22 protein-coding genes are annotated in these 23125 nt (G+C 48.6%); 7 read left to right on the top strand and 15 right to left on the bottom strand.

Annotation, left to right across the window (positions count from 1 at the left end; all coding sequences use genetic code 11):
• Positions 1-214: 214 nt before the first annotated feature.
• Positions 215-643, bottom strand: coding sequence for a cell wall hydrolase (locus AC3WRW_RS02050; protein WP_492544501.1), 429 nt, complete (start codon positions 641-643; stop codon positions 215-217).
• Between the two features lie 42 nt (positions 644-685).
• Here AC3WRW_RS02050 and AC3WRW_RS02055 point away from each other — a divergent pair, with 42 nt between their 5' ends.
• Positions 686-811 (top strand): hypothetical protein, encoded by a 126-nt coding sequence (locus AC3WRW_RS02055; RefSeq protein WP_492544503.1) that lies wholly within the window; start codon positions 686-688, stop codon positions 809-811.
• Between the two features lie 149 nt (positions 812-960).
• Here AC3WRW_RS02055 and AC3WRW_RS02060 read toward each other — a convergent pair whose 3' ends face one another.
• The 10 genes from AC3WRW_RS02060 to AC3WRW_RS02105 all read right to left on the bottom strand — a co-directional run bounded on the left by AC3WRW_RS02060 (position 961) and on the right by AC3WRW_RS02105 (position 13595).
• Positions 961-2709: a DUF4352 domain-containing protein gene (locus tag AC3WRW_RS02060; protein ID WP_492544505.1), complete on the bottom strand. Its 1749-nt coding sequence runs from the start codon at positions 2707-2709 to the stop codon at positions 961-963.
• A 19-nt stretch (positions 2710-2728) separates the two neighbouring features.
• A complete protein-coding gene (locus tag AC3WRW_RS02065) occupies positions 2729-4354 on the bottom strand; it encodes a DHA2 family efflux MFS transporter permease subunit (protein WP_492544507.1) in 1626 nt (541 codons plus the stop codon).
• A 14-nt stretch (positions 4355-4368) separates the two neighbouring features.
• Complete coding sequence (locus tag AC3WRW_RS02070; protein ID WP_492544509.1) at positions 4369-5685, bottom strand: efflux RND transporter periplasmic adaptor subunit; 1317 nt, start codon at positions 5683-5685, stop codon at positions 4369-4371.
• 9 nt (positions 5686-5694) lie between these two features.
• On the bottom strand, positions 5695-6354 hold the full coding sequence (locus AC3WRW_RS02075) for an HlyD family secretion protein (protein ID WP_492544511.1): 660 nt from the start codon (positions 6352-6354) through the stop codon (positions 5695-5697).
• The gene (locus AC3WRW_RS02080; protein WP_492544513.1) at positions 6351-6794 is read right to left on the bottom strand and encodes a MarR family winged helix-turn-helix transcriptional regulator; all 444 of its coding nucleotides are present in this window, start codon (positions 6792-6794) and stop codon (positions 6351-6353) included. The genes AC3WRW_RS02075 and AC3WRW_RS02080 overlap by 4 nt, the downstream gene beginning before the upstream one ends.
• Positions 6795-7889: 1095 nt before the next feature.
• Positions 7890-8837 carry a nucleoside hydrolase gene (locus AC3WRW_RS02085; protein ID WP_492544515.1) on the bottom strand — a complete coding sequence of 316 codons (948 nt, stop codon included), beginning with the start codon at positions 8835-8837 and terminating at the stop codon, positions 7890-7892.
• A gap of 2 nt (positions 8838-8839) precedes the next feature.
• The gene (gene glpK / locus AC3WRW_RS02090; protein ID WP_492544517.1) at positions 8840-10354 is read right to left on the bottom strand and encodes a glycerol kinase GlpK; all 1515 of its coding nucleotides are present in this window, start codon (positions 10352-10354) and stop codon (positions 8840-8842) included.
• 5 nt (positions 10355-10359) lie between these two features.
• Positions 10360-11301, bottom strand: a complete 942-nt coding sequence (locus tag AC3WRW_RS02095; protein ID WP_492544519.1) for a transketolase family protein — start codon at positions 11299-11301, stop codon at positions 10360-10362.
• A 1-nt stretch (position 11302) separates the two neighbouring features.
• Complete coding sequence (locus tag AC3WRW_RS02100) at positions 11303-12148, bottom strand: transketolase (RefSeq protein ID WP_492544521.1); 846 nt, start codon at positions 12146-12148, stop codon at positions 11303-11305.
• A gap of 13 nt (positions 12149-12161) precedes the next feature.
• Positions 12162-13595 carry an L-fucose/L-arabinose isomerase family protein gene (locus tag AC3WRW_RS02105; RefSeq protein ID WP_492544523.1) on the bottom strand — a complete coding sequence of 478 codons (1434 nt, stop codon included), beginning with the start codon at positions 13593-13595 and terminating at the stop codon, positions 12162-12164.
• Positions 13596-13868: 273 nt separating this feature from the next.
• Here AC3WRW_RS02105 and AC3WRW_RS02110 point away from each other — a divergent pair, with 273 nt between their 5' ends.
• A complete protein-coding gene (locus AC3WRW_RS02110) occupies positions 13869-14912 on the top strand; it encodes a LacI family DNA-binding transcriptional regulator (RefSeq protein WP_492544525.1) in 1044 nt (347 codons plus the stop codon).
• A 125-nt stretch (positions 14913-15037) separates the two neighbouring features.
• On the opposite strand, the gene AC3WRW_RS02115 is transcribed toward AC3WRW_RS02110, so the two are convergent.
• Positions 15038-15460 (bottom strand): universal stress protein, encoded by a 423-nt coding sequence (locus AC3WRW_RS02115; protein ID WP_492544527.1) that lies wholly within the window; start codon positions 15458-15460, stop codon positions 15038-15040.
• Positions 15461-15640: 180 nt separating this feature from the next.
• On the opposite strand from AC3WRW_RS02115, the gene AC3WRW_RS02120 reads away from it, so the two are divergent.
• Genes AC3WRW_RS02120 through AC3WRW_RS02140 form a run of 5 tightly spaced genes read left to right on the top strand, consistent with a single transcriptional unit; the run spans position 15641 to position 20912 of the window.
• A complete protein-coding gene (locus AC3WRW_RS02120; protein ID WP_492544529.1) occupies positions 15641-17200 on the top strand; it encodes a spore germination protein in 1560 nt (519 codons plus the stop codon).
• 19 nt (positions 17201-17219) lie between these two features.
• A complete protein-coding gene (locus tag AC3WRW_RS02125) occupies positions 17220-18413 on the top strand; it encodes a Ger(x)C family spore germination protein (RefSeq protein ID WP_492544531.1) in 1194 nt (397 codons plus the stop codon).
• A 5-nt stretch (positions 18414-18418) separates the two neighbouring features.
• Entirely contained in the window at positions 18419-18661 is a 243-nt protein-coding gene (locus AC3WRW_RS02130; RefSeq protein ID WP_492544533.1) for a hypothetical protein, read from the top strand.
• Between the two features lie 27 nt (positions 18662-18688).
• Positions 18689-19792, top strand: coding sequence for a GerAB/ArcD/ProY family transporter (locus AC3WRW_RS02135; RefSeq protein WP_492544535.1), 1104 nt, complete (start codon positions 18689-18691; stop codon positions 19790-19792).
• Positions 19793-19808: 16 nt separating this feature from the next.
• Positions 19809-20912: a GerAB/ArcD/ProY family transporter gene (locus AC3WRW_RS02140; RefSeq protein WP_492544537.1), complete on the top strand. Its 1104-nt coding sequence runs from the start codon at positions 19809-19811 to the stop codon at positions 20910-20912.
• 63 nt (positions 20913-20975) lie between these two features.
• Here the strand turns inward: AC3WRW_RS02140 and AC3WRW_RS02145 are convergent, their stop codons facing one another.
• The 3 genes from AC3WRW_RS02145 to AC3WRW_RS02155 form a co-directional block, all read right to left on the bottom strand.
• Positions 20976-21719, bottom strand: a complete 744-nt coding sequence (locus AC3WRW_RS02145; protein ID WP_492544538.1) for a hypothetical protein — start codon at positions 21717-21719, stop codon at positions 20976-20978.
• 9 nt (positions 21720-21728) lie between these two features.
• Positions 21729-21893: a hypothetical protein gene (locus tag AC3WRW_RS02150; protein WP_492544540.1), complete on the bottom strand. Its 165-nt coding sequence runs from the start codon at positions 21891-21893 to the stop codon at positions 21729-21731.
• A 217-nt stretch (positions 21894-22110) separates the two neighbouring features.
• The gene (locus tag AC3WRW_RS02155) at positions 22111-23079 is read right to left on the bottom strand and encodes a 2-hydroxyacid dehydrogenase (protein ID WP_492544542.1); all 969 of its coding nucleotides are present in this window, start codon (positions 23077-23079) and stop codon (positions 22111-22113) included.
• Positions 23080-23125 lie beyond the last annotated feature (46 nt).

The following is a 23125-nucleotide window of genomic DNA, read 5'->3' on the forward strand; positions in this document are numbered from 1 at the left end:
CCCTCCATTATGGTTATGGTGAGATGCATCTCTTCCTTCAGCCTAATGGAATAAGCAGGTGGATCCTATGCGTAAAATGAAAAATGGCATAGCGAATTTCTTCGCAGAAATCGATGATTTCTCTAAAACCATCGCCAATTTCGCAAACAGATGCAGAAACAGACGCCTGCGCATAAAAAAAAGGAGCCCTGTTGGCTCCTGAAGGTTCACCTTTTTAAAAGGTGTTAAAAATGTTTTGGCACTCTGTCGTTGTCGGTTGATAGAAGCAGTGCTTCTTCCAGCGTCCGACAAGCGGTTGATTGTACCAAGTGGATGGGCAATCTCCCGCCGGTCTGAAATACCACAAACTGAATTCGGAAGGCCACAGCCGCTCGCCATTCACGGATCTTCTAGCCAGCCGTTTATCCCGGTCTCTTGCTTTTTGATAAAAATAGCTATGTTGAACAGCCTCAAACGCATGCTCTTGATAGACCATTTGCGGAATCGTGCGGAGATTCTTGAAATCGGAGCAGTTCGCTCTGATCCGGTTGATTCCCACGTTTCCGACCATCAACATCCCTTGCTCGCCCTCGCCCTCGGCTTCCGCACGAAGCAACCTTGCCAAAAGGTCGATATCCTGATCTCTGGCTTTAACAACTGCCATGTTTTCACCTCAAATCGTTTCCATGATCAATGAATCTAGTCATTGGATACTGTATTTGTATGTGAAGTGGGCTTTAATGGTTCCTTGGGCTTGGATATGCTGGCGGGTGTAAGGCTGCGGGCGGTGCGTTGGCGGGGCGCTGAAGTGCCTGGCGGGGCGCAGTGCTGACGAGCCTGGCGGGGCGCAGTGCTGACGAGCCAGGGGCTCCCCCCTGAGACTTCCTTTTTGGCCGTCTCAGTGAAAAAATTGGCCTTCCCGATTTCCGAGAAGGCCTTTTTGGTTCTCTCGCGCCGTGTTGCCCGGCTTTACAGCCGCTGTTATTTCAACGCTGTAATCAGACGATCCACCTCGCCCGCAGGCGTATTCAGCACTTCATATACGTTAACCAACACATTATTTTGAATTTGATCGGTTGTTAAATTGCTGAACGTTAACGTTTGTTTGCCATTCACCAAGCGGTCAGTGCCAGTGAACGGGAAGTTTTGGGAGCCTAGTATGCTTCCAGAAGAATCAACCAGCTCAAATTTTAATTTGGTGAAATTTTTGTCGACTAACACTTGAGGATCACGGATGAGATCCATATACAGCTGAAGTTTATAGGTGTAATTGATCGCTATTGTTTGCCCGGGAGAAACGATTCCCGTTAAGGTATAGTCTTTTATATTGATTTTGTACGGATACAAGGAAATTTGGTGCCTGTCTCCACTCTCCTGTGCGGTTACCTGGTAAGAGGCGATCGTTGATTTGAAAGCCGGTTTCGTTTCTGCGCCCGCTTGCCCGCGAATTTCGTTCTGCACTTTCATTGTGAACGTATCGCTCGTCTCAGCGACAGGCAGTACAAAGGCGTAACTGACAACCGTCGAAGTTCCAGGAGCGATGGACATCTTCACGTCATTTTGTCTGGACCCTGTGTAATCAAAGCCTGTCGGACTGGACAACAGCGTTTGAAAAACGGGAACAGGAATGTCGCTCAATCCCTTGTTCGTCAGCGTAAACTTTGCAACAGCGACTTTGCTTCCTTGATCTTTGTTGTCTGCAACATGCAGCTCTGCGAGCGCCACATCCAGATCCTTGTTAATGACATCGTTCCATTTTTCAAAGGCAATCGGCGTGGAATAGGTATAGCTGCTAGCGGCTCCCGCAGCTTTTGGCATTTCCAGCTTCAGCTTTCCGATCGTGAATGCAGAAGTTTTCAAAGTGCCTGCTGCATCCGCTTGGGTAAAGGTTTCTGATGTCAGAACATTCATGCTGTCCAGCACGGTATCCATATCGGCATGAATCGCATAATGCACATATTTGCTCTCTCCGGCATCCAGCACGACAGGATTTGCTTCAACCTGTTTGCCTGTGTATAAGGTCGTTTTGGACTTGCCAGCCAATTCAATGGAAGGCAGCGTTTCGGATTGATCGCTCGGGTTCGTTACCAAAAGCTTCACCACATAAACAGCGCCTTCGTTGCTGTTGCTTTTCGTGATATCTACCGTCTTATATTGCAAAGGCGATTCCACAGCAGGGATACGGAATGCTTCTCCCCACTTCACTGGCAGCTGAGCTTCTTTAAACTCTCCGCGGTTTCCGTTCCATACCATCCCCGCGATTGGGGCCGTAAACAACGTTGTTTCCACTTTCGGATACACCTTATAGTTCACATCAATAAGCGAGAGATCGCTTATTTCTACTTCCGTTTGCCGGTTAACGACCTTCAAATAGGTCAATTCAACTTCTGACTGCGGCTGAACCCCGTGTGCATTGCTGCTGCTTGAACGCAGGGCGTACACGACACCATCCGTCGTTGTAACTCGAAGCTCATAGTCAGGAATGCGAAGCGTTTGATTGCTTGTGTTCTTTATTCTTATAACAGAGCCAAGGCGCACGCCACTGGCTGTTTTCTCGCTGGAGACACCTTCGATCGTAACTTGGAGGTTGTCGCTTATCGCATAGACCGGAGCTGCACTTGCCTGGGTAGGGGTCGCCTCTATGCCATCTGCCAGCGCCGGGAGGCCCGACATTAGCAATGAGGATGACAGAACGAGCGTCATTGCAGCTTGTTTGAATTGAATTCTCATCGTTTATTTCCTCCTAAGTCTACATTTCAATCATGACATGGTGCTGAGCGTCAGAAGAATTGGCATTCTGCTCGACGGCTTGATTTTTCTTTTTCTGGCGCATGAAGAAGACTAAGATAATCGCTATAAAAGCCGGAATCGCAGATATCATCAGTGTGTCTGCAATCGCTCTTGTCAAAGCCTCTTTTTGCACGAGTCCGTATAGAACGCCTGTAACACCGCCGCTTGCTGAAGACGCGTCCGTTCCGAGCTCCAAGTAACGGTTGACGACATTCGTTTGGAAATCGGCAAATGCCGGCGTATTGGTAGAAATAGCTTCATTGAATCTTGCTCCGAACTGCGTCGATTTGTTATTCATAAGGCTGGTCAACAGTGCAATTCCAAGCGATGCCATGACATTTCGGATGACATTGGATACGGAGGAAGCTCTGCCAATCAGATGGTTGGGCAGCGTATTCATCCCCGCTGAAGATAACGGCATCATGCATAAACCAATGCCAATCCCTCGGATAACGAGCAATCCGCTTATCCAGTGAGTCGTCGTTTGTTGAGAAAGCACATGCATCTCTAAGGTCGTACAGCCAATAATGGCCAAACCCGCGATACCAAGAGGCACGACCCCGTATTTAGATACAAGCTTGCCGGCAATGGGCATCATGAAAGCCATGGCGATCGATTGCGGCATCATGACCAATCCGGTTTGCATGGGCGTCAATCCCGTTACGTTTTGCATAAAAATCGGCATCATGTAAATGCCGCCCTGCATGGAAATCATAACAAAGCTTGATGCTGCCAAACTGAGCGTAAACACCGGATTTTTGAACAACCGGAAATCCATAATCGGATTATCTTTGCCCAGCTCGAACCAAATTAAGAGAACAAAACAAGAAATGGAGATGAAAAACAAACTTACAATATAGAAAGAAGTCCAGCCGTCGGATTGACCGTCCGTTAAAGCCAGAAGCAGTGTGCTGAAAACAATCATACACAATATACTGCCGACATAATCGAACTTCAGCCCTGTGTGTCTAGGCGTCTCTTTCAAAATAATCAATCCAAGACCTACGGCAATAATCCCGATCGGAACGTTGATATAAAATAAATACCGCCAGCTAAAATTATCGATTAAATATCCGCTTAACGTCGGCCCCATGGCAGGCGCAGCCATAGCCGCAATCCCCCAGATTCCCATAGCGACTTGGATTTTGCTCCGTGGCATGATTTGATAAAGCATAGCCATACCGACAGGCATAATAAAACCGCCGCCAAGCCCTTGAATGATCCGGAAAATGATGAGACTTGTATCGCTCCAAGCGATTCCGCATAATACCGAACCGACAATAAATGCGCTCACCGTTGTCAGAAACGTTGTTTTGTATCCGAAGCGGTCAGCTAGAAATCCGCCCATAGGGACAACAACCGCGGAAGCGAGCATATACCCCGTAACAACCCATTCAATTTCGGTCGACGTAGAGCCGAATACGGCCATCAGCTTCGGTATCGCAACGTTCATTAAGCTATTATCGAGAATTGCCAAAAAAGTGCCTAAGATGAGTACTAGCAGCGCCAACCATTGGTAGACTGTAATTTTCTCCTCTTGCGGCTCAGCCGAGGGAGCAGCTGTTTCTGCCGTTGCTGTTGACATTGTTGCAGCCTCCTTTACTCGGCATGAACCTTGGCTCCGTCCGTCAGCTTGTCGCCGGGGTTCAAGACGATTTTATCACCCGGTTTCAAAGCGGAGTCTCCCTTGAGATATACCCAGTCTTGGTTTTTATCTTCGGTCTGGAGCACGACAGATTGGACCGTATCGCCGCTGAGCTTGAATGCGACCGATTTGCCGTCTTTTTGGATCAGCGCGACTTTCGGCACTTCCACGCGACTTTCGCCGCCGCCATCTCCGAATGCTACACTGGCGATAGCGCCCGCATGCAAGGTGCCATCCGGATTGTTTACCGTCAGCTTCACCGGGAACGTATTATTATTCGTATCGGAAACCGGACTTACGAAAGTGATCGTTCCTTCGAACGTTTTGCCTGGAATACTAGGGACCACAACGGTTCCTTTGGCTCCTTGCTTAATCGAATTAATCATTCCTTCAGGCACGCTGACTTCAACTTTCACTTTATCCACGTTGACAACAGTCAACAATGCCCCTCCTGCTTGAGCCATTTCTCCTGCATTTGCGTTCTTTTTCACAATCACACCGTCTATCGGCGACACGATACCGGCATTTTTGATAGCGATTTGAACGAGGTTCAAAGCGGCTTGCTTCGCTGATACATCGGCTTTTAATTGTTCCAGCGTATTAGCGGTTGCGCCTTCTTTAGCCAAGCTCAGCTTAGCTTCAGCCGCAGTTAATTGCGCATTCGCTGCCTGCTGCGCCGAAAGAGCGGAATCATTAGCTCCTTTGGCTTTTTCGTAGTCGAGCGTTGCTTTATCCAGATCATCCGAGCTTACATCGCCTTGATCATAAAAATTCTTCGCATGATTGTACCCTTTAGTCACAAGATCATATGCCGCCTGCGCTTGCGACACCCCCGCTTTGGCCTGGTTAACAGCCGCTTTAGCTTGCTCGACTGCGGCCATTGCCGCCTGCAAATCCTGCGAACGGGCACCTGCTGCTGTATCGGCCAATTTGGCTTGCGATGCCGTCAGTCCCGCTTGCGCTTGATCCAGTTGCTGGACTAAATCTTCGGTGTCTAGCTGTACAAGCAGATCACCCTTTTTCACTTTTGCTCCTTCTTCTACAGCAACAGAGGCAATTTTGCCGCCTATTTTGGACACGACTTGAACGGTTTGATCACTTGCTAACTTACCGCTTGCATTGGCGGCATTTGCACTGTTAATCGTAATCACCTTGACCGAAGGTACAGTTGCTTGGGCAGCGCTGGTCGGCGAAGAACTGCAGCCGCTCGCAAGCAGCATGGAGCCGGCCAGAACACTTAAAGATATCACTACGTTAAGATGTTTTTTCATGGGCAATCGTTACTCCCCTTTGATGTGGATTTTGATTGACGCATTCATTCCCGGCGCCAGATCCAATCCCTTATAGTCTTCTATAGATACCTTAACATTCATGCGTTGCGTAACTTTGGTGAAGTTCCCGCTGGAGCTTGTTGTCGGAAGCAATGAGAACGTGGAAGCTGTCGCTTGACCGATCTCCGCTACTTTCCCTCGGAACTCGGTTCCGCCGTATGTATCGATATCGAATGTTACCAATTGCCCCACATGTATTTTTTTGATCTTCGTTTCATCAATGTCTGCCGATACGAATAAGGCGTTCTTATCTACAATCATCGCAACGGACTGCCCGGGAGCGACGACTTCGCCAACCTTAGCCGAGGTTTGAATCACGGTTCCGCTGATCGGCGAGCGTAAGGACGCTTGATCTAATAAACTATTCGACAAATTCGTAATATCCTGCTGTCCAACAATTTGATCCGCCACAACCGTATCGCCGATTTTAATGCCGAGCGTATTGATTTTGCCGGAAATACGGGGCATGACCCGATAAATATCTCCCGAGATACGGGCATTGTCTGTCGCAACGTAGTTAGCGCCCTGATACCAGTAATAACCGCCGATATAGGCTCCGCTAATGACAATGACAGCCAGAATAACAATTAGAATTAATTTACGTTTCATTCCGTTCCCTCCAGCTTTTTCTCCAAATGTTTAATAAGTATTCCTACCACTTCTTTGCACGTCTGAATCTGCTCAGGCGTAAAGACGTTTTCTAAACCTGCGTAAAACTCGTTATTCATCGTCTCAATCTTCGTTTTCTTCATCTGCTGGCAGAAATCAGTCGTACCAATCCAGACCACCCTGCGATCTTGCTCATCTCTCTTGCGTTCCACCATCCCATCTCGTTCCAGCCGGTCAACAATACCGGAAACAGTACTGTTGCTAAGATTCACTGACTGAGCCAAATCCCCAAGCTTTCTAGGTTGCTTCTGAAACAATTCCCGTAAAATAAACAACTGAGGTCCCGTCAGCTCCTCTCGCTGAAGTTCCCTATACAATAAAGATCCCCTTACTTTATGCAGCCTCGTTAATTCAGCCACAAGATCTCTAACCTCTTCCAATATGCGCCCCCCTCATCCAAACATAAAAGCATAAATCTTTCGCATACGAAATATTTACGACATCACCCATCATACCACGCTTTTATGCAACTGGATATATGTAGAATTGTGAGTTGCCGCACTCAAAAAAAGGGCTGAACCCTGCTATTTTCGGCCTTCGGAAGCAGCAGGAAAGCTGGAGGTTTGAAGTATTCCTTTTGGCAGCTTTAAAAAGCAAAAAAACTGAGCTGGCCAAGAGGCTTCTGCTCTTGAGACGGCCTTCGCGGTTGTCTGCAGCGCAAAGTTAGGCCTTCGCGGCTTCCGAGACGGCCTTTTGGGGTCTCTCGAGCTGTGCTGCACAGCTCTGCGGCTGATTCTTCCTCTTGAGGCGGCCATCGCGGCCGTCTCAGCGCAAATCTAGGCCTTCGCGGCTTCCGAGACGGCCTTTTGGGGTCTCTCGAGCTGTGCTGCACAGCTCTGCGGCTGATTTGGTCATTGCCACTAACAAAAACGCATAAGCATATATTTCGCATTCCGTTCAAGGGGAACTGTGATCCTCTATTTACTCCAAAAACAGCCAATTAAAAAAGTAGAGGAAACAATGATCCGCTATTCTGGCGATTCCGAGTGAAATACACCCATCCGGGCACAAATAAGACCCTGTAGTTCCGTTTGCTTACTGAAATCTGCTGTTTTGCTGAAATAGCGCTCTCTAGTTCCCTTTCGCAATAGGTTGCAGTGGTACTGCCAGAAGTTTGCGCGTCATGAAGACAAAAGACAAAGCAGCCAACAAAGCAGAATGATCTATGGTACATAAAACTAATTTGTCGTTCACTCACAGAGGGATTCCACGTTAATCATGGAGTTACAAGATGGCTTTTCCAGCACTCTCCCGCAACAGAGTCTCGCAGCACCACACTCACTCACTACTCACTACTCACACTTCTCTCTTCCCCATTACTCACCAATCACACGCTACTCACTACTCACTACCCACCACTCACATCACTACTTACCACTTACCACTCTCCACGAACCACTCCCCACCCACAAATACGAAAAAAAGCCAGCCACACAAAGTGGCCGACTTTCCCCTCGCATCCGCTCATCACCGGATTACGGTATATGCTTCTCGCATCGCTGCGAATCCAGCTCTTTCTCATAAAGAGCAAACAACGCCAATTTGGCGTAAAAATCCTCCAAAATAAATCGGGCGTCCACGCTTCGATACACGCGGATTTTACGGTTCCCCGGCTTAGCGGTGTAGCGCATAGCTTCATCGACATTCGGCGCCTCGATCAGCTCATAATCGAACCTTTGCTCTTCCAGCAGCAGGGAAACGGCCGGCGAATCGCCAAGCACCCAAGTTTCCCCTTTCGGCCACTGAGGACGATGTCCGTTGTTCATGTTGTGGCCCACAAGGTAGTCGTACAAATAGCCGCCGATGCGGCCATGAGGACGAACTTTTACCGCAAGCTCGGCAATCCCCACGCGAACCATTTCGTACACATTTTTAGGTACCTGCCACAACGGGATTGGAGAATTGAAAACGACATTGACCGCATCGATATCATTGGATAAATTAAATTCATCATGCCCCTCAGGATACGTACCTCCACCGATCCAAACAGCGGTAAGACGATCCGCAATTCCCGGCTCCTGCAAATAAGCGGAAGCCAAATCGGTTAACGGTCCTTGAAAGGTGACAAACAACGGCCTTGAATCGTCCTTCATCGCCTCGTCGATGATTAGCTGACTGCCTTCGGACGGCACAGGTGTGCGGATATCCGGAATTTTGTGCGGCGCTCCCCGATAGACGTCATACTGCTCTCTCATCCCCATTAGCCCGAGCACATGCTCGACTTCCTCATAGGATTCTTCCATCCCCGCAGCGCTTCTAGTACCGAAATGTGCGCCTATGATCCCTTTAATTTGCAAACGTTGCGATAAAATCGCATGTACGATCGCGTATTGATCGTCCGCCTCATTTTTGGCATCTGTATTTATAATGACGCGTATCTGCTTTTGCGCTGGAACCTCATAGGGCATAAAATCATGTGGCACCATCATCTCTCCCCTTCTTGCATTTTCCGTGTCAACACAGAGTTTACCGCCTTTTCCCAGCCTGAACAACGTTCTTCACGTGCTTCCGGTTTCATTGTGGACGGATAAGCGACATATCCCTCTTGTTCGGAACGAACCGCTTCGAGCGACGGCCAGAAGCCGATTCCGACGCCTCCCAAATAAACGGAGCCCAAAGCGGACAATTCCGCAACTTCGGACTTCACGACAGTTTTCCCCAGCAAATCGGCCTGGAATTGCATCAGGCTTACATTATCGGAAGCCCCGCCGTCTGCCCGCAGCTCTTGAAGCCCGATCCCCGTTTCCGTCTCCATGAGTTTAACCGCGTCGTATACTTGGAAGGCAATGCTTTCAAGGGCTGCCCGGATAATATGCGCTTTGGTCGTCCCCCGATTCATTCCGGTAATGGACGCTCTGGCATAGGAATCCCAGTATGGCGCGCCCAGCCCGACGAACGCAGGCACCAAATAAACGCCCTCGCTATCCGGCGTATGTTCGAGCATCTGCTCCATTTCCTCAAAAGTCCGGAACAAGCCCAAGTTATCCCGCACCCATACCAAGCTGTCGCCGGTAGTGCGGATTACGGCTTCTACGGCATACGTCACTTTGCCGCCCCTTCCCCAAGCGATGGCGCTTACAAGCCCGTTGCCGGATGGAATAGGCCGATCGCCTACATTCATCAGCACGGAAGTGCCTGTGCCGTAGGTGGCTTTGGCCATCCCCGCATCGACGCACAAATTGCCGAATAAAGCTCCTTGCGAGTCGCCGATCACCCCAGTTATGGGAACCCGGCATTCGCCGAATAAAGCTTCATCTTCCGTGTATCCGAAAATCTCATCCGAGGATTTGACCTCCGGCAGCAGCTCTGACGGCACACCGAACAAGCCGCACAGCTCCTCATCCCACTCTAAAGTGTGGATGTTGAAAAGCGAGGTGCGGCTGGCGTTCGTGTAATCCGTCGCGTGCGCCTTCCCGCCGGTCAGCTTCCACAGCAGCCAGCTGTCGATCGTGCCGGCAAGAAGCTTGCCTTCAGCAAGCTTCTCGCGCACGCCTTCGGCATGCTGCAAAATCCAGCCCCATTTCGCCGCCGAGAAATACGGGTCGAGCATCAGCCCCGTTTTCGCTCGCACCGTTTCCTCGTGCCCTGCCCGTTGATAGGCGGCGCACTGGTCGGCTGTTCGCTGACATTGCCATACAATCGCGGCATGCACCGGAAGCCCTGTCGTTCGATCCCAGAGAACAGCCGTCTCCCGTTGGTTCGTAATCGTTAATGCGGCCAGCGATTCCGGGCCGACTCCGGCAGTGGCCAGCGCATCTTGAGCGGATCGAATCACATTACCGTAAATTTCCAGCGGATCGTGCTCAACCCAACCCGGGCGCGGGTAAGATGGCCGATGCGCGATTGCGCTTCGGGCAATAATCTGACCTGAGCGGTCGATAACGAGCGCTTTCGTACTTGATGTGCTTTGATCGATCGCAAGCAAATAGGACTTCTCCATCGCGGCTACTCCTGTCTGCCGAGCATGCCAAGCGCCACACGCTTTAGATTGCCGGCGCTGATGCCATAATGCCCGAAAACCTCGGCGGTTTTCCCGGCAATGGCCGGTTCGTCCGGAATGCCGATAATACGCATCGGTACCGGGCAATGCTGAACGACCACTTCCGAGACGGCTGCGCCGAGTCCGCCATGAACGCTGTGCTCTTCCACAGTAATTAAATGGCCTGTTTCTTGCGCTGCTTGAATGATGGCCGCTTCATCCAAAGGCTTGATCGTATGCATATTGATGACCCGGCAAGATACGCCCGCTTCTTTCAAAGCCTCATGAGCATCCAGTGCGACACGAACGGTTTCCCCTGCTGCGATGATCGTCACATCACTGCCCTCGCGCATCCTAACTGCTTTACCTATAATGAACTCATAATTATCCGATTCGTATACGTCTTCCACTGCGTTGCGGCCAATCCGGACATAGGCGCCGCCATCGTGGTTAATCAGCGCTTCCGTCATCCGCTTCGTTTCATGACGGTCAGCCGGCATCATCACGGCAATGCCCGGTATGGCCCGCATAACAGCTACATCCTGCACCGAATGATGCGACATGCCCAGTGCGCCGTAACTGACGCCACCGCTGATGCCCACCAGCTTGACGTTCGTCGCCGAATAAGCGACGTCCACTTTAATTTGCTCGATGCTGCGCATGCTAAGAAAACAGGCCGGCGAAGTAACGAACGGCTTTTTGCCGCTGTGGGCAAGACCTGCGGAAATGCCGACGATATTTTGCTCAGCGATGCCGACCTCAACGAATTGCTCCGGAAATGCTTTGGCGAACGGGCCCATGGCCGCCGAACCCCGCGAATCGCTGGCAAGCACCATGATGGAACGGTCATGCTGGGCTTTTTCCAATAGTGTCTCGCAAATGACTTGCCTGTTTGGAATCGTATTCATATTACTCCGCCTGCCCTTCCTGCTCGTAGTTCTCGAATGCGGCAGCGAGCTCTGCCAGAGCTTTCTCCAGTTCAGCTTGGTTAGGCACGTGATGATGCCAATGCGGTACATTTTCTGCAAATGAAACGCCTTTCCCCTTTACCGTATTCGCCATAACAAGTGTCGGTTTGCCTTGGTGTGCGGGGATAGCCTCGAACGTTTCAACCAAAGCTTGCATATCGTTGCCATCGATCGAAACAACATGCCAGCCAAAAGCAGTCCACTTATCCTCAAGCGGGTCTAAGCCCATCACATCTTCCGTAGTACCGCTGATTTGCAGTCGATTGCGGTCGATAATCCCGACAAGGTTATCCAGTTTATAATGAGCGCCAGCCATCGCGGCTTCCCATACGGAGCCTTCCGCTTGCTCGCCGTCCCCCATGAGACAATAGGTTCGATAGGCGGCTCCGTCCTTCTTGGCGGCAAGCGCCATCCCGACTGCAACCGCCAGTCCATGGCCGAGCGCGCCTGTGTTCATCTCGACGCCCGGCACCTTATTGTTCGGATGTCCGATGAGCTTCGTGCCGAACTTGCTAAAGGTCGCCAGCTCTTCCTTCGGGAAAAACCCGCGGTCCGCAAGGATCGACCATAGCGATTCCACCGAATGCCCCTTGCTCAAAATAAAGCGGTCCCGGTCTTGCGCCTTCGGCTTCGCAGGATCAATATTCATCACGCGATAGTAGAGTGCCGTTAAAATATCCGTATTGCTGAGCGAACCGCCGGTATGGCCGGTTTGGGCCCGGGCAATCATTTGCAATAAATCCATCCTAATTTGCGTTGCTTTTGCTTGAAGCGCTCTGATTTCCATACGTCCTCCTCGTTTACAGACCTTTGCCTCGCAGCCAAGCCTGAATTTCACTTTCCGTCGGATCAACCGGGTCAGGGGTTAGCCCGGGAATATAGGAACATGCTTCATACAAAGCAGGAATGACATTGGCATGAATGCCTACCGAATGATGCACATAAGGCCCCTTCACAAGCTTCTCTTCCCATAGCGGCCAATCGTTCACTTCAACCCACACATACGATCCGCGCGTATATGGCCCTTGGATGCCTTGAGCTTTGCCCAGGAATAACTGGTAATCGCCATGATCCCCGTCAAAACGCGCCAGCGTCATGCCGCCGCCCTTAATCTCGCCCTCATGTGTTCCGGGCGCATGATCGTCGAACAAGAAATGCTTGCGCAGCTTAGGTTTATTCTCGACAGAAAGGGAAACTGGAAAATTCCCGCAGTGGAACAACAATTCTCCGTTGGCATTCTCCGGATGGCGGACGGTTAAATCGGCAAAAAACGTCGGCGCTTCATTCATGGCCGCAGCCTGAACCATAACGGAGGTAATGGCTCCGTGAATGTCGGTTTCACACGTAACCGGAATTTGCTCGTCTGTCAAAATAGCGTTCGCCAAGCAAGGCATAATCCCCATCGCTTCCTGCAAGGAAGACCAGCACTGGATGGCAATCGCCGTACTGCCTGTTTGCTGCGCGTACTGTTTCATTGCCACTTTCAGTGACGCGATGCGCCTTACGTCCGCTTCCGTCACTTCGGACCAATCCAGCTTCGCTTTAATATGATCTATCGCTTGCGCCAACTCCGAGGACTGGCCGTTCTCGATGCGCTTCGTAGCGCGCTGAATATCAACGAGCGTGATCGGGTGCAGTTCGATGCCGAACCGCTCCAGCAGCTCGCCTTCATTGCACATCATCGTCCAGAACGAAGGCGGTCTTGGGCCGATTTGCAAAATACGCAGCGAACGGAATTGGCGGACGACATTGGCAGCGGAAATGAAATTCGAGAAGCCTCTTTCAAAAACAGGATCATTCACTCGCGTATTCGTCACATAAGAGAAAGGAACATTGAAGCGCCGAAGCACCTTGCCTGTTGCGAAAAGTCCGCATTGTGTGTCCCGAAGGCGCATGCCATCCTCAAGCGGAGCCTCGTCGCGCGGACCCCAGAGCAGCACCGGCTTGCCGAGCGCTTTTCCTACCCGTGCTACCGTATCCTCCGTTCCAAAGTTGCAGTGCGGGAAGAAAACCGCATCAACTTCCTCTTCCTTAAAACGTTTGATGATAAGGTCCGCGTTGATGTTATCGTCATAAAGCAGCCCTTCCGAATTAATTCCTTCAAGATCGACAATATCGATGTCCAGCCCGAAACTTTGGATTTTCTCTCTAATGAGCACTTTGTACTTAAAAGCATCTTCAGCGCTAAAAACGAATCTGCGGGTGGGCGCGTAACCCAGCTTTAATTTTTTCATGGAAGAGCCTCCTGATAAATTTAGCTAAACAATTGAAATGTGAACCTAAATTTAAACTAAACTAAATTTGTGTTTTCGCGAGATTGTTTAGCTTATTTTATGAATAAACTTATGCTAACATGACAATAATAGGACGTCAATGCGGTTTTAAAAGAAATTTAGTTCTATTTTATCTAAAAAGTTTAGTTTAACACAAACGATTTATTGCGTTTTATCTCGATTGAGTATAAACTAAACTCACTCAACTAATTTAGCGAATGGGGATTGTTCGATTTGAAAATGGAAGATATCGCGAAACTGGCCGGTGTATCCAAATCTGCCGTATCGCTTGCTCTAAACGGTAAGTCGGGGATTAGCTCCGAAACTCGCGACCGCGTGCTTGAAATTGCCAGGGAAAGCGGATATTCCCCGAAGCCCCGGGCTGCTGCTGCCGAAAGTTCCGTGCGGTCGCTCTCTTTTTTGGTTTTTACCAACTCGGGGATCGTGCTTGAGGCGTATTATCAGCAGCCCTTTTTCAGAGAGCTGATTCATTATATTGAGGATCGCTGCCGCTCCAAAGGCTATTCCTTGCTGTTCTCATCTGTCGATATGGAGCATTTTGAACGTGAGATCCGGACGCTCGCGGATGATAACCAAAGCGACGGCATTATTTTGCTTGGCAACAACCTCAGTCCGGAGGAAATTATGGACATTTCGAATCGGCTGGGGCCGCACTTAGTTGTCCTCGACAATTGCTTCGACAAGCTGCCGGTTCATTTTGTCAGCATCAATAATTTTATGGGAGCTTATCAAGCCGGAACTCATTTATGCAGCATCGGTCACAAGGAAATTGGCTATATTGCCTCTAATGTTCGGATTCAAAACTTCGAGGAGCGTAAAGTGGGCTTTTACGAGGCTTTGCAAGAGCAGGGGCTGGAGATTCATCCTGACCACATCTTTGCTGTGGCGCCGACGATGCTCTCCTCCCAGGAAGATCTCAAGGGCCAGCTGAAAGCATATATGGACACGGGCCGCCGGCTGCCGACAGCGATCTTTTGCGAATGTGACTACATCGCCATCTCTGCAATGAAAACATTAACTGAACTTGGCGTCCGGGTGCCTGAACAAGTCTCTGTCGTTGGCTTTGACAATATTTCGGAGTCCCGCATCATTTCACCGGAGCTTACCACCGTCCACGTCGAGAAAAAACGCATGGCCCAATTGGCCGTCGATTTGTTAATCGAATCCATCGAGCACGGCGTAGAGGCCACCTCCAAAATCAGGGTGGATACCCGGTTTGTCGAGCGGCACTCTTCTCATCCTCCGGTTATCGGATAAGCACTACGTTCGTCTCGCAAAAAAGCTGCACCTTTTCGGCTCTACGGCCGTTAGGGTGCAGCTTTTTCGATATGTTCAGGCTCCGGTTATCAACTTCAGTCAGAGCACACGCTCTTATCCGATCGCTATTTTACGATCAACACCGGACAGTTCGCATGCTTGATAACGCCATGGCTTACACTGCCTAACAAAATTTCCGACATGAGACCTACTCCCCGGCTGCCCATCACGATCAAGTCGTGACCGTCCGCATCGGCTATAGAGCAAATAACGGTTGAAGGATCTCCTGTCAACGTCACACCATCGAATAGGAGACCGCTCCCTGATAATTTGGCTGACGCTGACTCAAGCAGGCTGCGCGCTTCCTCGGCCAGCGTGTCACTAAGCGGAACGCTGATTGGGGGCTCATTCAGGATCAAGTGCTGATTCACATGAAGTACGGTAACTTGCGCGTTCGGGGAAACATGCTTGGCTAACTTTATCGCATGGTCCAGCGCTCTGTCGGATTGCCCGGAGCCGTCAATGGGAACAAGAATATGGTTGTACATATGTGATTTCCTCCTTTGATCTCTCGTCCTAAACATAAATACCCCAATCTGCGTCCGTTCAAACCAAAACCCGCCCATTTGGAACACGTCGTCAAATTTACGGCGCTCATGGCGCGCATACCTCAGGAAAGATAAGGAAATGATATTATCACGACACCTAGAGCTTGGAGATCATACCCTATGTTCGCTCATTGGCTGAGTAGCAGAAAGAAAAAGACGCTTTCCCAACAAAGCACCATCGTTGAACCCGTGGCATTCATGCCTTTATTCGCAACCATTGTGGAAAATACGAATTATGTCAGGCAAAGTCTCGGAAACAGCACGGACATCGTCATTCGAGAGTTTACTTATAACTCGATTGCCGAAGACGTCGCTATTCTATATACCGATGGCCTTGTGGACGGGAACGTCATTAATGATTTCATCATGCGATCTATGATGACAGACGCCTTGGACATTATTCCTGAGCAAAATCCTTTCGACGTATTGGAGCTGCATACGCTGACAATCGGCGAAATCCAACATGTCTCCGATATGAAAAAATTGTTCCATCATCTCTTATCGGGCGACTCGATCATCTTGATGAACGGCTGCACGACCGGGCTTGCCGCAAGTACGAAGGGCTGGAAAGACCGCGGCGTGACGGAAACGAATGTAGAGACCGTCGTGCGCGGACCGCGGGAATCTTTCTCGGAATCGATTCGAACGAATACGGCCCTCATCCGAAGAAAAATCAAAGATCCGAATTTGTGGATGGAAACCTTTCAGGTCGGCAAGGTGACCCAAACGGACGTTGTGCTGATGTACGTACACGGCATCGCGCATGATGCGCTCATTAACGAGGCCCGTAATCGTTTGACCCAGATTCAAATCGACGGCATTTTCGAAAGCAGCAATATTGAAGAACTTATTCAGGATGAAGTGATTACGCCTTTTCCAACCGTGTATAACTCAGAGCGCCCGGACGTTGTCGCCCTTGAATTGATTCAAGGCAAAGTGGCCATTCTTGTCGACGGCACCCCGTTCGTACTGATTGCCCCCGCGCTGTTCGAGACATTTCTCAAAGCTTCCGAGGACTACTACCATCGCGTGGATATCAGCACATTAGTCCGAATACTCCGTTATGCCGGATTTCTCATTGCTTTGCTAGCGCCATCTTTCTATGTAGCCATCACCACCTTTCATCAGGAAATGCTGCCGACTCAGCTGCTCATCTCCCTTGCCGCCCAGCGGGAAGGCATTCCCTTCCCGGCGTTCATCGAAGCTCTCTTGATGGAAATTACGTTCGAGGTGCTGCGGGAAGCGGCGCTTCGCATGCCGCGGAGCATCGGTTCCGCGCTTTCCTTCGTCGGAACGTTGGTCATCGGACAAGCAGCCGTCGAAGCCGGCATTGTTTCCGCCGCGATGGTCATCGTGGTTTCCATTACAGCCATATCCAGCTTTGTCTTCCCGTCTTACGACTTATCGAACGCCATACGCATTCTGCGGTTCCCGCTGATGGCCTTGGCGGCTTCCTTCGGGTTTTTCGGGATACTGGCGGGTTTGCTTGGGCTAATTTTGCATTTGAACAGCTTGCAATCGTTTGGCGTGCCTTACCTCAGCCCTTTTGCCCCGTTGGAGTTGGACAAGCAAAAGGACGCCTTGTTCCGGCTGCCCTTTCAATCTTTATTTTCACGAGTGCGTACCGTTCATACGAATAATGTCGTCAAGAAAGCGAGTAGAAAGCCCTTCAAACCTTAAAGGGAGGCACGAGGCACATTTGATATCCTGGATGCGATTAACAGCTTGCTTACTTTCTATCGTCATTGTATTAAGCGGCTGCTGGAGCCGCAGAGAGTTGAATGACATTGCCATAGCCGAAGGTGTGGGCATTGATGTTACGGATGGTCAATTTGAGTTAACCGTTCAGATTGTGAATCCGGGGAGTGTGACCAAAGCCAAAGCGGAGCATGAAATGCCCATAATCGTGTATTCCTCCAAAGGTGTGACCTTGAATGAAGCTGTCAGAAGATTGACATCGTCCATCTCAAGAAACATCTATTTCGCCCATATTCGTATTCTTGTCATTTCGGAGGAATTAGCTTCCAAAGGCATTGTCAAAGCAATGGATTATCTCATGAGAGGGAGCGAATTCCGAACCGATTTCGACGTTGTCATCGCAAGGGAGAGCACAGCCAAGGACTTATTAAGCGTCATGACGCCGCTTGAGAAAGTGCCGGCAAACTATATGTTCAACTCCCTTGAAGCAGCCAAAAAAGAGTGGACTTCAGCAGTCACGATTAAACTCGATCAATTATCGAGCGGGCTCGTTACGCCTGGGAAAAGCTCGGTCATATCGGGCATCCAAATTATTGGCGACCCTGCTTCCGGCACGAACAACAGCAATATCAATTACACGACTCCCCGTGTGCGGCTGCAATATTCCGGCAATGCGGTCATTAAGAAAGATAAACTCGTCGGTTGGCTTAATGAAAAAGAGTCCCGCGCTTATTCGGTCATCACCAATCAATCCAAGCGTTCCTCCATCCACCTCGTCTGTCCCGAAGGAGGGAACATTGGCATTGATATCGCCCGTGTAAAAAGCAAAATATACGCCGTCGTCAAAAACGACAAACCCGAGATTTTCATTGAAACCCGTACGGAGGGAAACGTCTCCGATGTAGAGTGTCAAATCAACCTTTTCAAAACAGACACGTTCGCCTATTTGGATAAACAATACGTTGATTTTTTAAAATCCAATATGGAGAATACCATTAAAAAAACACAGCAGCTCGGAGCGGATATTTATGGATTCGGCGAAGCCGTTCATCGTGCCGATCCGAAATATTGGAACAAAGTCAAACATAATTGGGAGCCGATTTTCAAACAAGTGACGCCCCATCTGAACGTCATTGCCAAAGTAAGAGGAGCAGGAACCATGGGGGATTCGGTTGTAAACGATGTGAAGGAGTAACCGTTATGTTAGTTGGCATCAGTATATTTGCGCTATCCCTGCTTATCGCGTGGTATGAACTTCCGCGCTTGTGGAAGCAAGGATGTAAAAAAGAGGTCTGGCTGTACGTCTCAATCATGCTGATTGGCAATATCCTGGCCACGCTCAAAGGAATGGGTAAAACGCTGCCGAACCCGGCTGATTGGATTACCCTGCTCATGGCGCCTCTAACCAAACTCTTATTGCAAATCGGGTTAATTAACAGGTAAAGTCGGGCTCGGCATAGGAGGCGGGGCATGAATAATGAAAGTACATTAACAGCTCGGCAGCTCATGATATTTATTTTTTTGATTTCGGTGGGGACTACCATTCTTGTCGTCCCCTCCATTTTGGCGGCGGAAGCGAAACAGGATGCCTGGATGGCGGGCGCAGCCGCAGTAGGCAGCGGTTTGCTTTTTATTTGGATGTATGTGAAGTTAGTCAACATGTTCCCTGACATGACCCTTTTTGATATGAACGAGCGGCTGCTGGGGAAATGGCTGGGCAAAGCGGTCAATGTCTTATACTGCTTTGTCATGTTCGTACTGAGCGCGCAGGTCCTTTTCTATATCGGCACCTTTATGACGACTCAGATCATGCCGACGACACCGATCCAGTCCATTCATATCCTGATGATTACGTTTGTCGTCATAGGCGCAAAGCTGGGCGTGGTGATCTTGGGGAGGACCGCTGAAATCTTTTTCCCGTGGATTATTTTACTGTTTGTCCTCTTGATCATCTTTGTAGCGCCACAGTCCACAATGAAAAATCTTCTTCCCATGGGCGAAGCAAGTTTCATATCCATAGCCCGTTCGGCTTTGTTCATGGTCGTGTTTTCCTATTTTCCGATCGTGTTCACGATCTGCTTAATTTCGAAGGAAACTAAATTTCCCACAAAATTTTCCAAGTCCTTCTTCTATGGGGGCATAACGAGCGGGATCGTGATGATCACAATCACATTAGTCAGCATCCTGGTGATGGGGGCGGACCAATCGTCACGACATGTTTATGCAACCTATTCGCTCGCCAAAAAAATAAGCGTCGGGAATTTCCTGCAGCGCATCGAGGTGACGGTTGCTTTCTTATGGTTTATTTCCATTTATTTTAAGCTGACGCTTTATTTTCACGTTACGCTGAAAGCCCTTGCCTCTCTTTTTCAACTCCAAAACGATAAAGCTCTCGCAACGCCCGCGGGCCTCCTCGTGACCGTTCTTTCGCTAATGGTGTACCCCAATGTGGCTTATATCCATGAATGGGATGAATTCACCTGGGTACCGCTGGCGGTGAGCTTCGGCTGCTTGCATCCTGCTTTGTTACTCGCTATCGGCTGCTTGCGCAGAAAGAAAGTTAAAAACAGCTAAACAAGGACGTGCTTGCATGGGCAATGAGTTCATTACCCCCCGCCAACTCATGATTATCGTCATCCTTTATTCCATTGGCACAGCCATATTAGTCATCCCGGCGTCGGTAGCGGCAGATGCCAAACAGGATGCCTGGATCCCCATCTTACTGAGCACTGTTGTGGGCGCTGTTCTCACAATTCTCTACACGTCGATCGCTAAAAAGTTTCCGGATACCTCGCTGTTTGAAATCAATGACCTTGTTTTTGGCAAATGGCTGGGCAGGCTCATTACACTGAGCCTTTCTTTATTGACGCTTATTTTCAGCGCTCAGGACGTTTTTTACGTGGGGCATTTTATGGTCACTCAAATCATGCCAACAACGCCTGTGCAAGCGATTAATATCTTATTCATATTGGTCGTTATTATGGGAGCAAAGCTGGGGATGGTCGTTTTTCTAAGAACGGCTGAAATTTTCTTTCCTTGGCTCATCCTGTTGTTTATCATGTTCATGACGATGAATATTCCTAATATGGATATGAACAATCTACTTCCGATCGGGGAAGCGACAGCTGTCCCTATTCTTCGATCTGTCATTAGAATCACCTGCTTCACTTTCATCACCTTGTTTATTGCCATCAATCCCATTCTTCACCAAGTATCCAATATGCAAAAAGTGAGGAAAGGTTATCTCGCGGGTGTGATTATTAGCGGCTTGACGCTATTTCTCCTCGTCATATCCAGTGTTTTAGTGCTGGGGGCCGATACTACGGCTATGCAGTCTTTTCCCAGTTACGCCTTGGCGCAAAGAATAAATATTGGCAATTTCTTGCAGAGGATTGAAGTGGTCGTAGCCTTCCTTTGGCTCGTTTCCATTTATTTCAAAGCTTCGATGTACTTTCATACAACGATTAGAGGTTTAGCACATGTATTTCGGGTGCGCGACTCCAAAACGCTCTGTTTGCCAATTGGACTTCTTGTTACGGTCCTATCTCTTGTCGTTTATCCCAATGAAGCCTACGAGCAGGAATGGGATTACCTCACGTACATTCCACTTTCGCTTATCTTGGGTATTCTATATCCGCTTGCTATTGCGCTGATCGGTTGGGTGAAGGGGAGGCGATTGCATGGTGCCAAGTAATCTTCTAAAATCAACACTTCATCCCCCTAAAATCAAAAAAAGCCACTCCATTACGGAGGTGACTTAAGCAATTTTTAATATTTTAGTAATGCCCAAATAGCCAGTAGCGATAGATTTACTTGTGAAATCGCCGTCCAGAGTAGCAAAATAATCGTACTCTGAAGTTAATGCCAGATGGAATGCATCAAAAATCCCCAACTGATATTCACACATGTATTCTAAAGCAGTTCTTTGAGCAAAGATATCTGAAACTGGAGTGTCAATAACTTCAATATTCAGGATTTCTTTTAAATTTTCAACAAAATCATTGAAAGCATCAGCTGAGTCTGAGTAGTATCGGGAAAGATTTGGAATAAATCCGGGAAATTTAATCTTAAAATCTTTCAATAACGTCTCAAAGTTACAACTTAATTCACCATGTTTATGTAATCTTTCCAAAACTTTTTCACTAAGCAAGCTTGTTAACTTTGCAGCAGTTTCCGTGTCTCCAACTATGGATTGCTCTTTAGCAGAAAAAAAATACTCTTTTTTAGTACCCTTCGATTTTTTCTTCTTGTATGAAAGATAAATAATTTCTCTTATTCTATTTTTAAAGATATTATGCACTACTTCAGCTGCAACGTGATTACTAATTGCAATGCAGCTGATACCATCATTGCTCCATTTATCCATAATATCCGCCACTTTATTTCCTCTTAAATCGTCGGAATCTAAGTATGCAAGAATAAAACAAGTGTCCAAATTGATAGTTTTTCGAGAAAAATCATTGATCATACAATCTTCGAAAAATAAGATATTACTTGACATTGATAATGTCTATTTCCCTTCTTTATAAAGGTCAACTAGCCTCTTACCCGAACTTGTTTTGATTCCTATTTGTTTTCTCGCATCATGAGCACTTAATTTCTTACCTTGTTTTGAATCAGTAGAGACGCTAGTCAAATGGCTTGGGCTCATTTTTTTCACTCTCCTTTTGCTCATAAAACACCTCCTAGGTTTTATTACCCTAGTAACAGGTTTATGAGGCAATATTAAAAAATATGAGAATATGAATTCCGTTATTTGGAAATAATAGATTTGTTAATTAAAGATACCATAAATATTTTGTAGAATTCAATCGTTTCCCGAGTCAATTAAGCTGTTTTTTTGTCGAATTCAATTAAATTACAATAAAACTCACTCACTCCAATGCAGCCACTTACTTCAGCTCCGGAACAAGGTTCGGAGGAACTTCCCCCTGGACGCCTTTCACCAGATTATGCGCAGCAAGCATCGCCATGTCGAAACGTGTTTGATGCGTAGCCGATCCGATATGCGGCAGGGCTACAACGTTAGGCATTTGCAACAGCTTATTAGCCGGATCTACCGGCTCTTGTTGGAAGACATCCAGCCCCGCTCCACGGATGGTTCCTTTTTCCAACGCTTCAATCAGCGCCTCTTCATCCACGGTTTGCCCGCGGGACGCGTTGATAAAGATGGCTGTCTTCTTCATAAGCGCCAATTCTTCACGGCCGATGAATCGGTTTGTTTCAGGCGTTAACGGCGTCATGACCACTACAAAATCAGACTCCTGCAGCAATTCCTGCAAGGAGCGGTATTCGACCCCCAGCTTCTGCTCGGCTTCACTTTTTCTGCTGCGGTTGTAGTACACCACGTCCATAGCGAATCCAAACTTCGCTCGTCTAGCAATCGCCTCTCCGATGCGCCCCATGCCAATGATCCCGAGTTTCGCATGATGAACGTCAATACCGAAATTAGGCTCATCGCTTCCTTTTTTCCACTTGCCGGCCTTCACGTATGCATCGAGCTCCGGTATTCTTCTGGCAGCAGCCAAGATCAGTCCGAATACCGTATCCGCCACGGTTTCATCCAATACACCCGGAGTATGCGTCCCCATTACGTCCCTTGCTTTCATAGCCGCCGTATCCAAATTATTGTAACCAACGGAGACATTGCTAACTATTTTGAGCTTCGGTGCATGATCCAGCAGTTCCTGGTCAATGCTTCCGCCAGAGATTAAAAGTCCATCCATATCGGACAGCTCCTCCAAAAGCTGATGACGGGGAATTTCTTCTTCCCTGTCCCACTTCCGGTAATCGCAGAACTGCGCAATGTACGCTTCCACTTCACTTGGAACTTGCTTTGCAAGAAATACTTTTGGTCTCATTCCAAAAACTCCCTTCCAGACTATGCCTGCATCGTACCATAAATAT

It is taken from the genome of Paenibacillus sp. FW126-R14 (assembly GCF_058789495.1).

Bases quoted from the DNA above. Each gene is read 5' to 3' on its own strand.
- AC3WRW_RS02050 (WP_492544501.1), bottom strand. From the start codon at position 643: ATGGCAGTTGTTAAAGCCAGAGATCAGGATATCGACCTTTTGGCAAGG.
- AC3WRW_RS02060 (WP_492544505.1), bottom strand. From the start codon at position 2,709: ATGAGAATTCAATTCAAACAAGCTGCAATGACGCTCGTTCTGTCATCC.
- AC3WRW_RS02065 (WP_492544507.1), bottom strand. From the start codon at position 4,354: ATGTCAACAGCAACGGCAGAAACAGCTGCTCCCTCGGCTGAGCCGCAA.
- AC3WRW_RS02070 (WP_492544509.1), bottom strand. From the start codon at position 5,685: ATGAAAAAACATCTTAACGTAGTGATATCTTTAAGTGTTCTGGCCGGC.
- AC3WRW_RS02075 (WP_492544511.1), bottom strand. From the start codon at position 6,354: ATGAAACGTAAATTAATTCTAATTGTTATTCTGGCTGTCATTGTCATT.
- glpK (WP_492544517.1), bottom strand. From the start codon at position 10,354: ATGGAGAAGTCCTATTTGCTTGCGATCGATCAAAGCACATCAAGTACG.
- AC3WRW_RS02095 (WP_492544519.1), bottom strand. From the start codon at position 11,301: ATGAATACGATTCCAAACAGGCAAGTCATTTGCGAGACACTATTGGAA.
- AC3WRW_RS02100 (WP_492544521.1), bottom strand. From the start codon at position 12,148: ATGGAAATCAGAGCGCTTCAAGCAAAAGCAACGCAAATTAGGATGGAT.
- AC3WRW_RS02105 (WP_492544523.1), bottom strand. From the start codon at position 13,595: ATGAAAAAATTAAAGCTGGGTTACGCGCCCACCCGCAGATTCGTTTTT.
- AC3WRW_RS02115 (WP_492544527.1), bottom strand. From the start codon at position 15,460: ATGTACAACCATATTCTTGTTCCCATTGACGGCTCCGGGCAATCCGAC.
- AC3WRW_RS02120 (WP_492544529.1), top strand. From the start codon at position 15,641: ATGTTCGCTCATTGGCTGAGTAGCAGAAAGAAAAAGACGCTTTCCCAA.
- AC3WRW_RS02130 (WP_492544533.1), top strand. From the start codon at position 18,419: ATGTTAGTTGGCATCAGTATATTTGCGCTATCCCTGCTTATCGCGTGG.
- AC3WRW_RS02135 (WP_492544535.1), top strand. From the start codon at position 18,689: ATGAATAATGAAAGTACATTAACAGCTCGGCAGCTCATGATATTTATT.
- AC3WRW_RS02140 (WP_492544537.1), top strand. From the start codon at position 19,809: ATGGGCAATGAGTTCATTACCCCCCGCCAACTCATGATTATCGTCATC.
- AC3WRW_RS02145 (WP_492544538.1), bottom strand. From the start codon at position 21,719: ATGTCAAGTAATATCTTATTTTTCGAAGATTGTATGATCAATGATTTT.
- AC3WRW_RS02150 (WP_492544540.1), bottom strand. From the start codon at position 21,893: ATGAGCAAAAGGAGAGTGAAAAAAATGAGCCCAAGCCATTTGACTAGC.
- AC3WRW_RS02155 (WP_492544542.1), bottom strand. From the start codon at position 23,079: ATGAGACCAAAAGTATTTCTTGCAAAGCAAGTTCCAAGTGAAGTGGAA.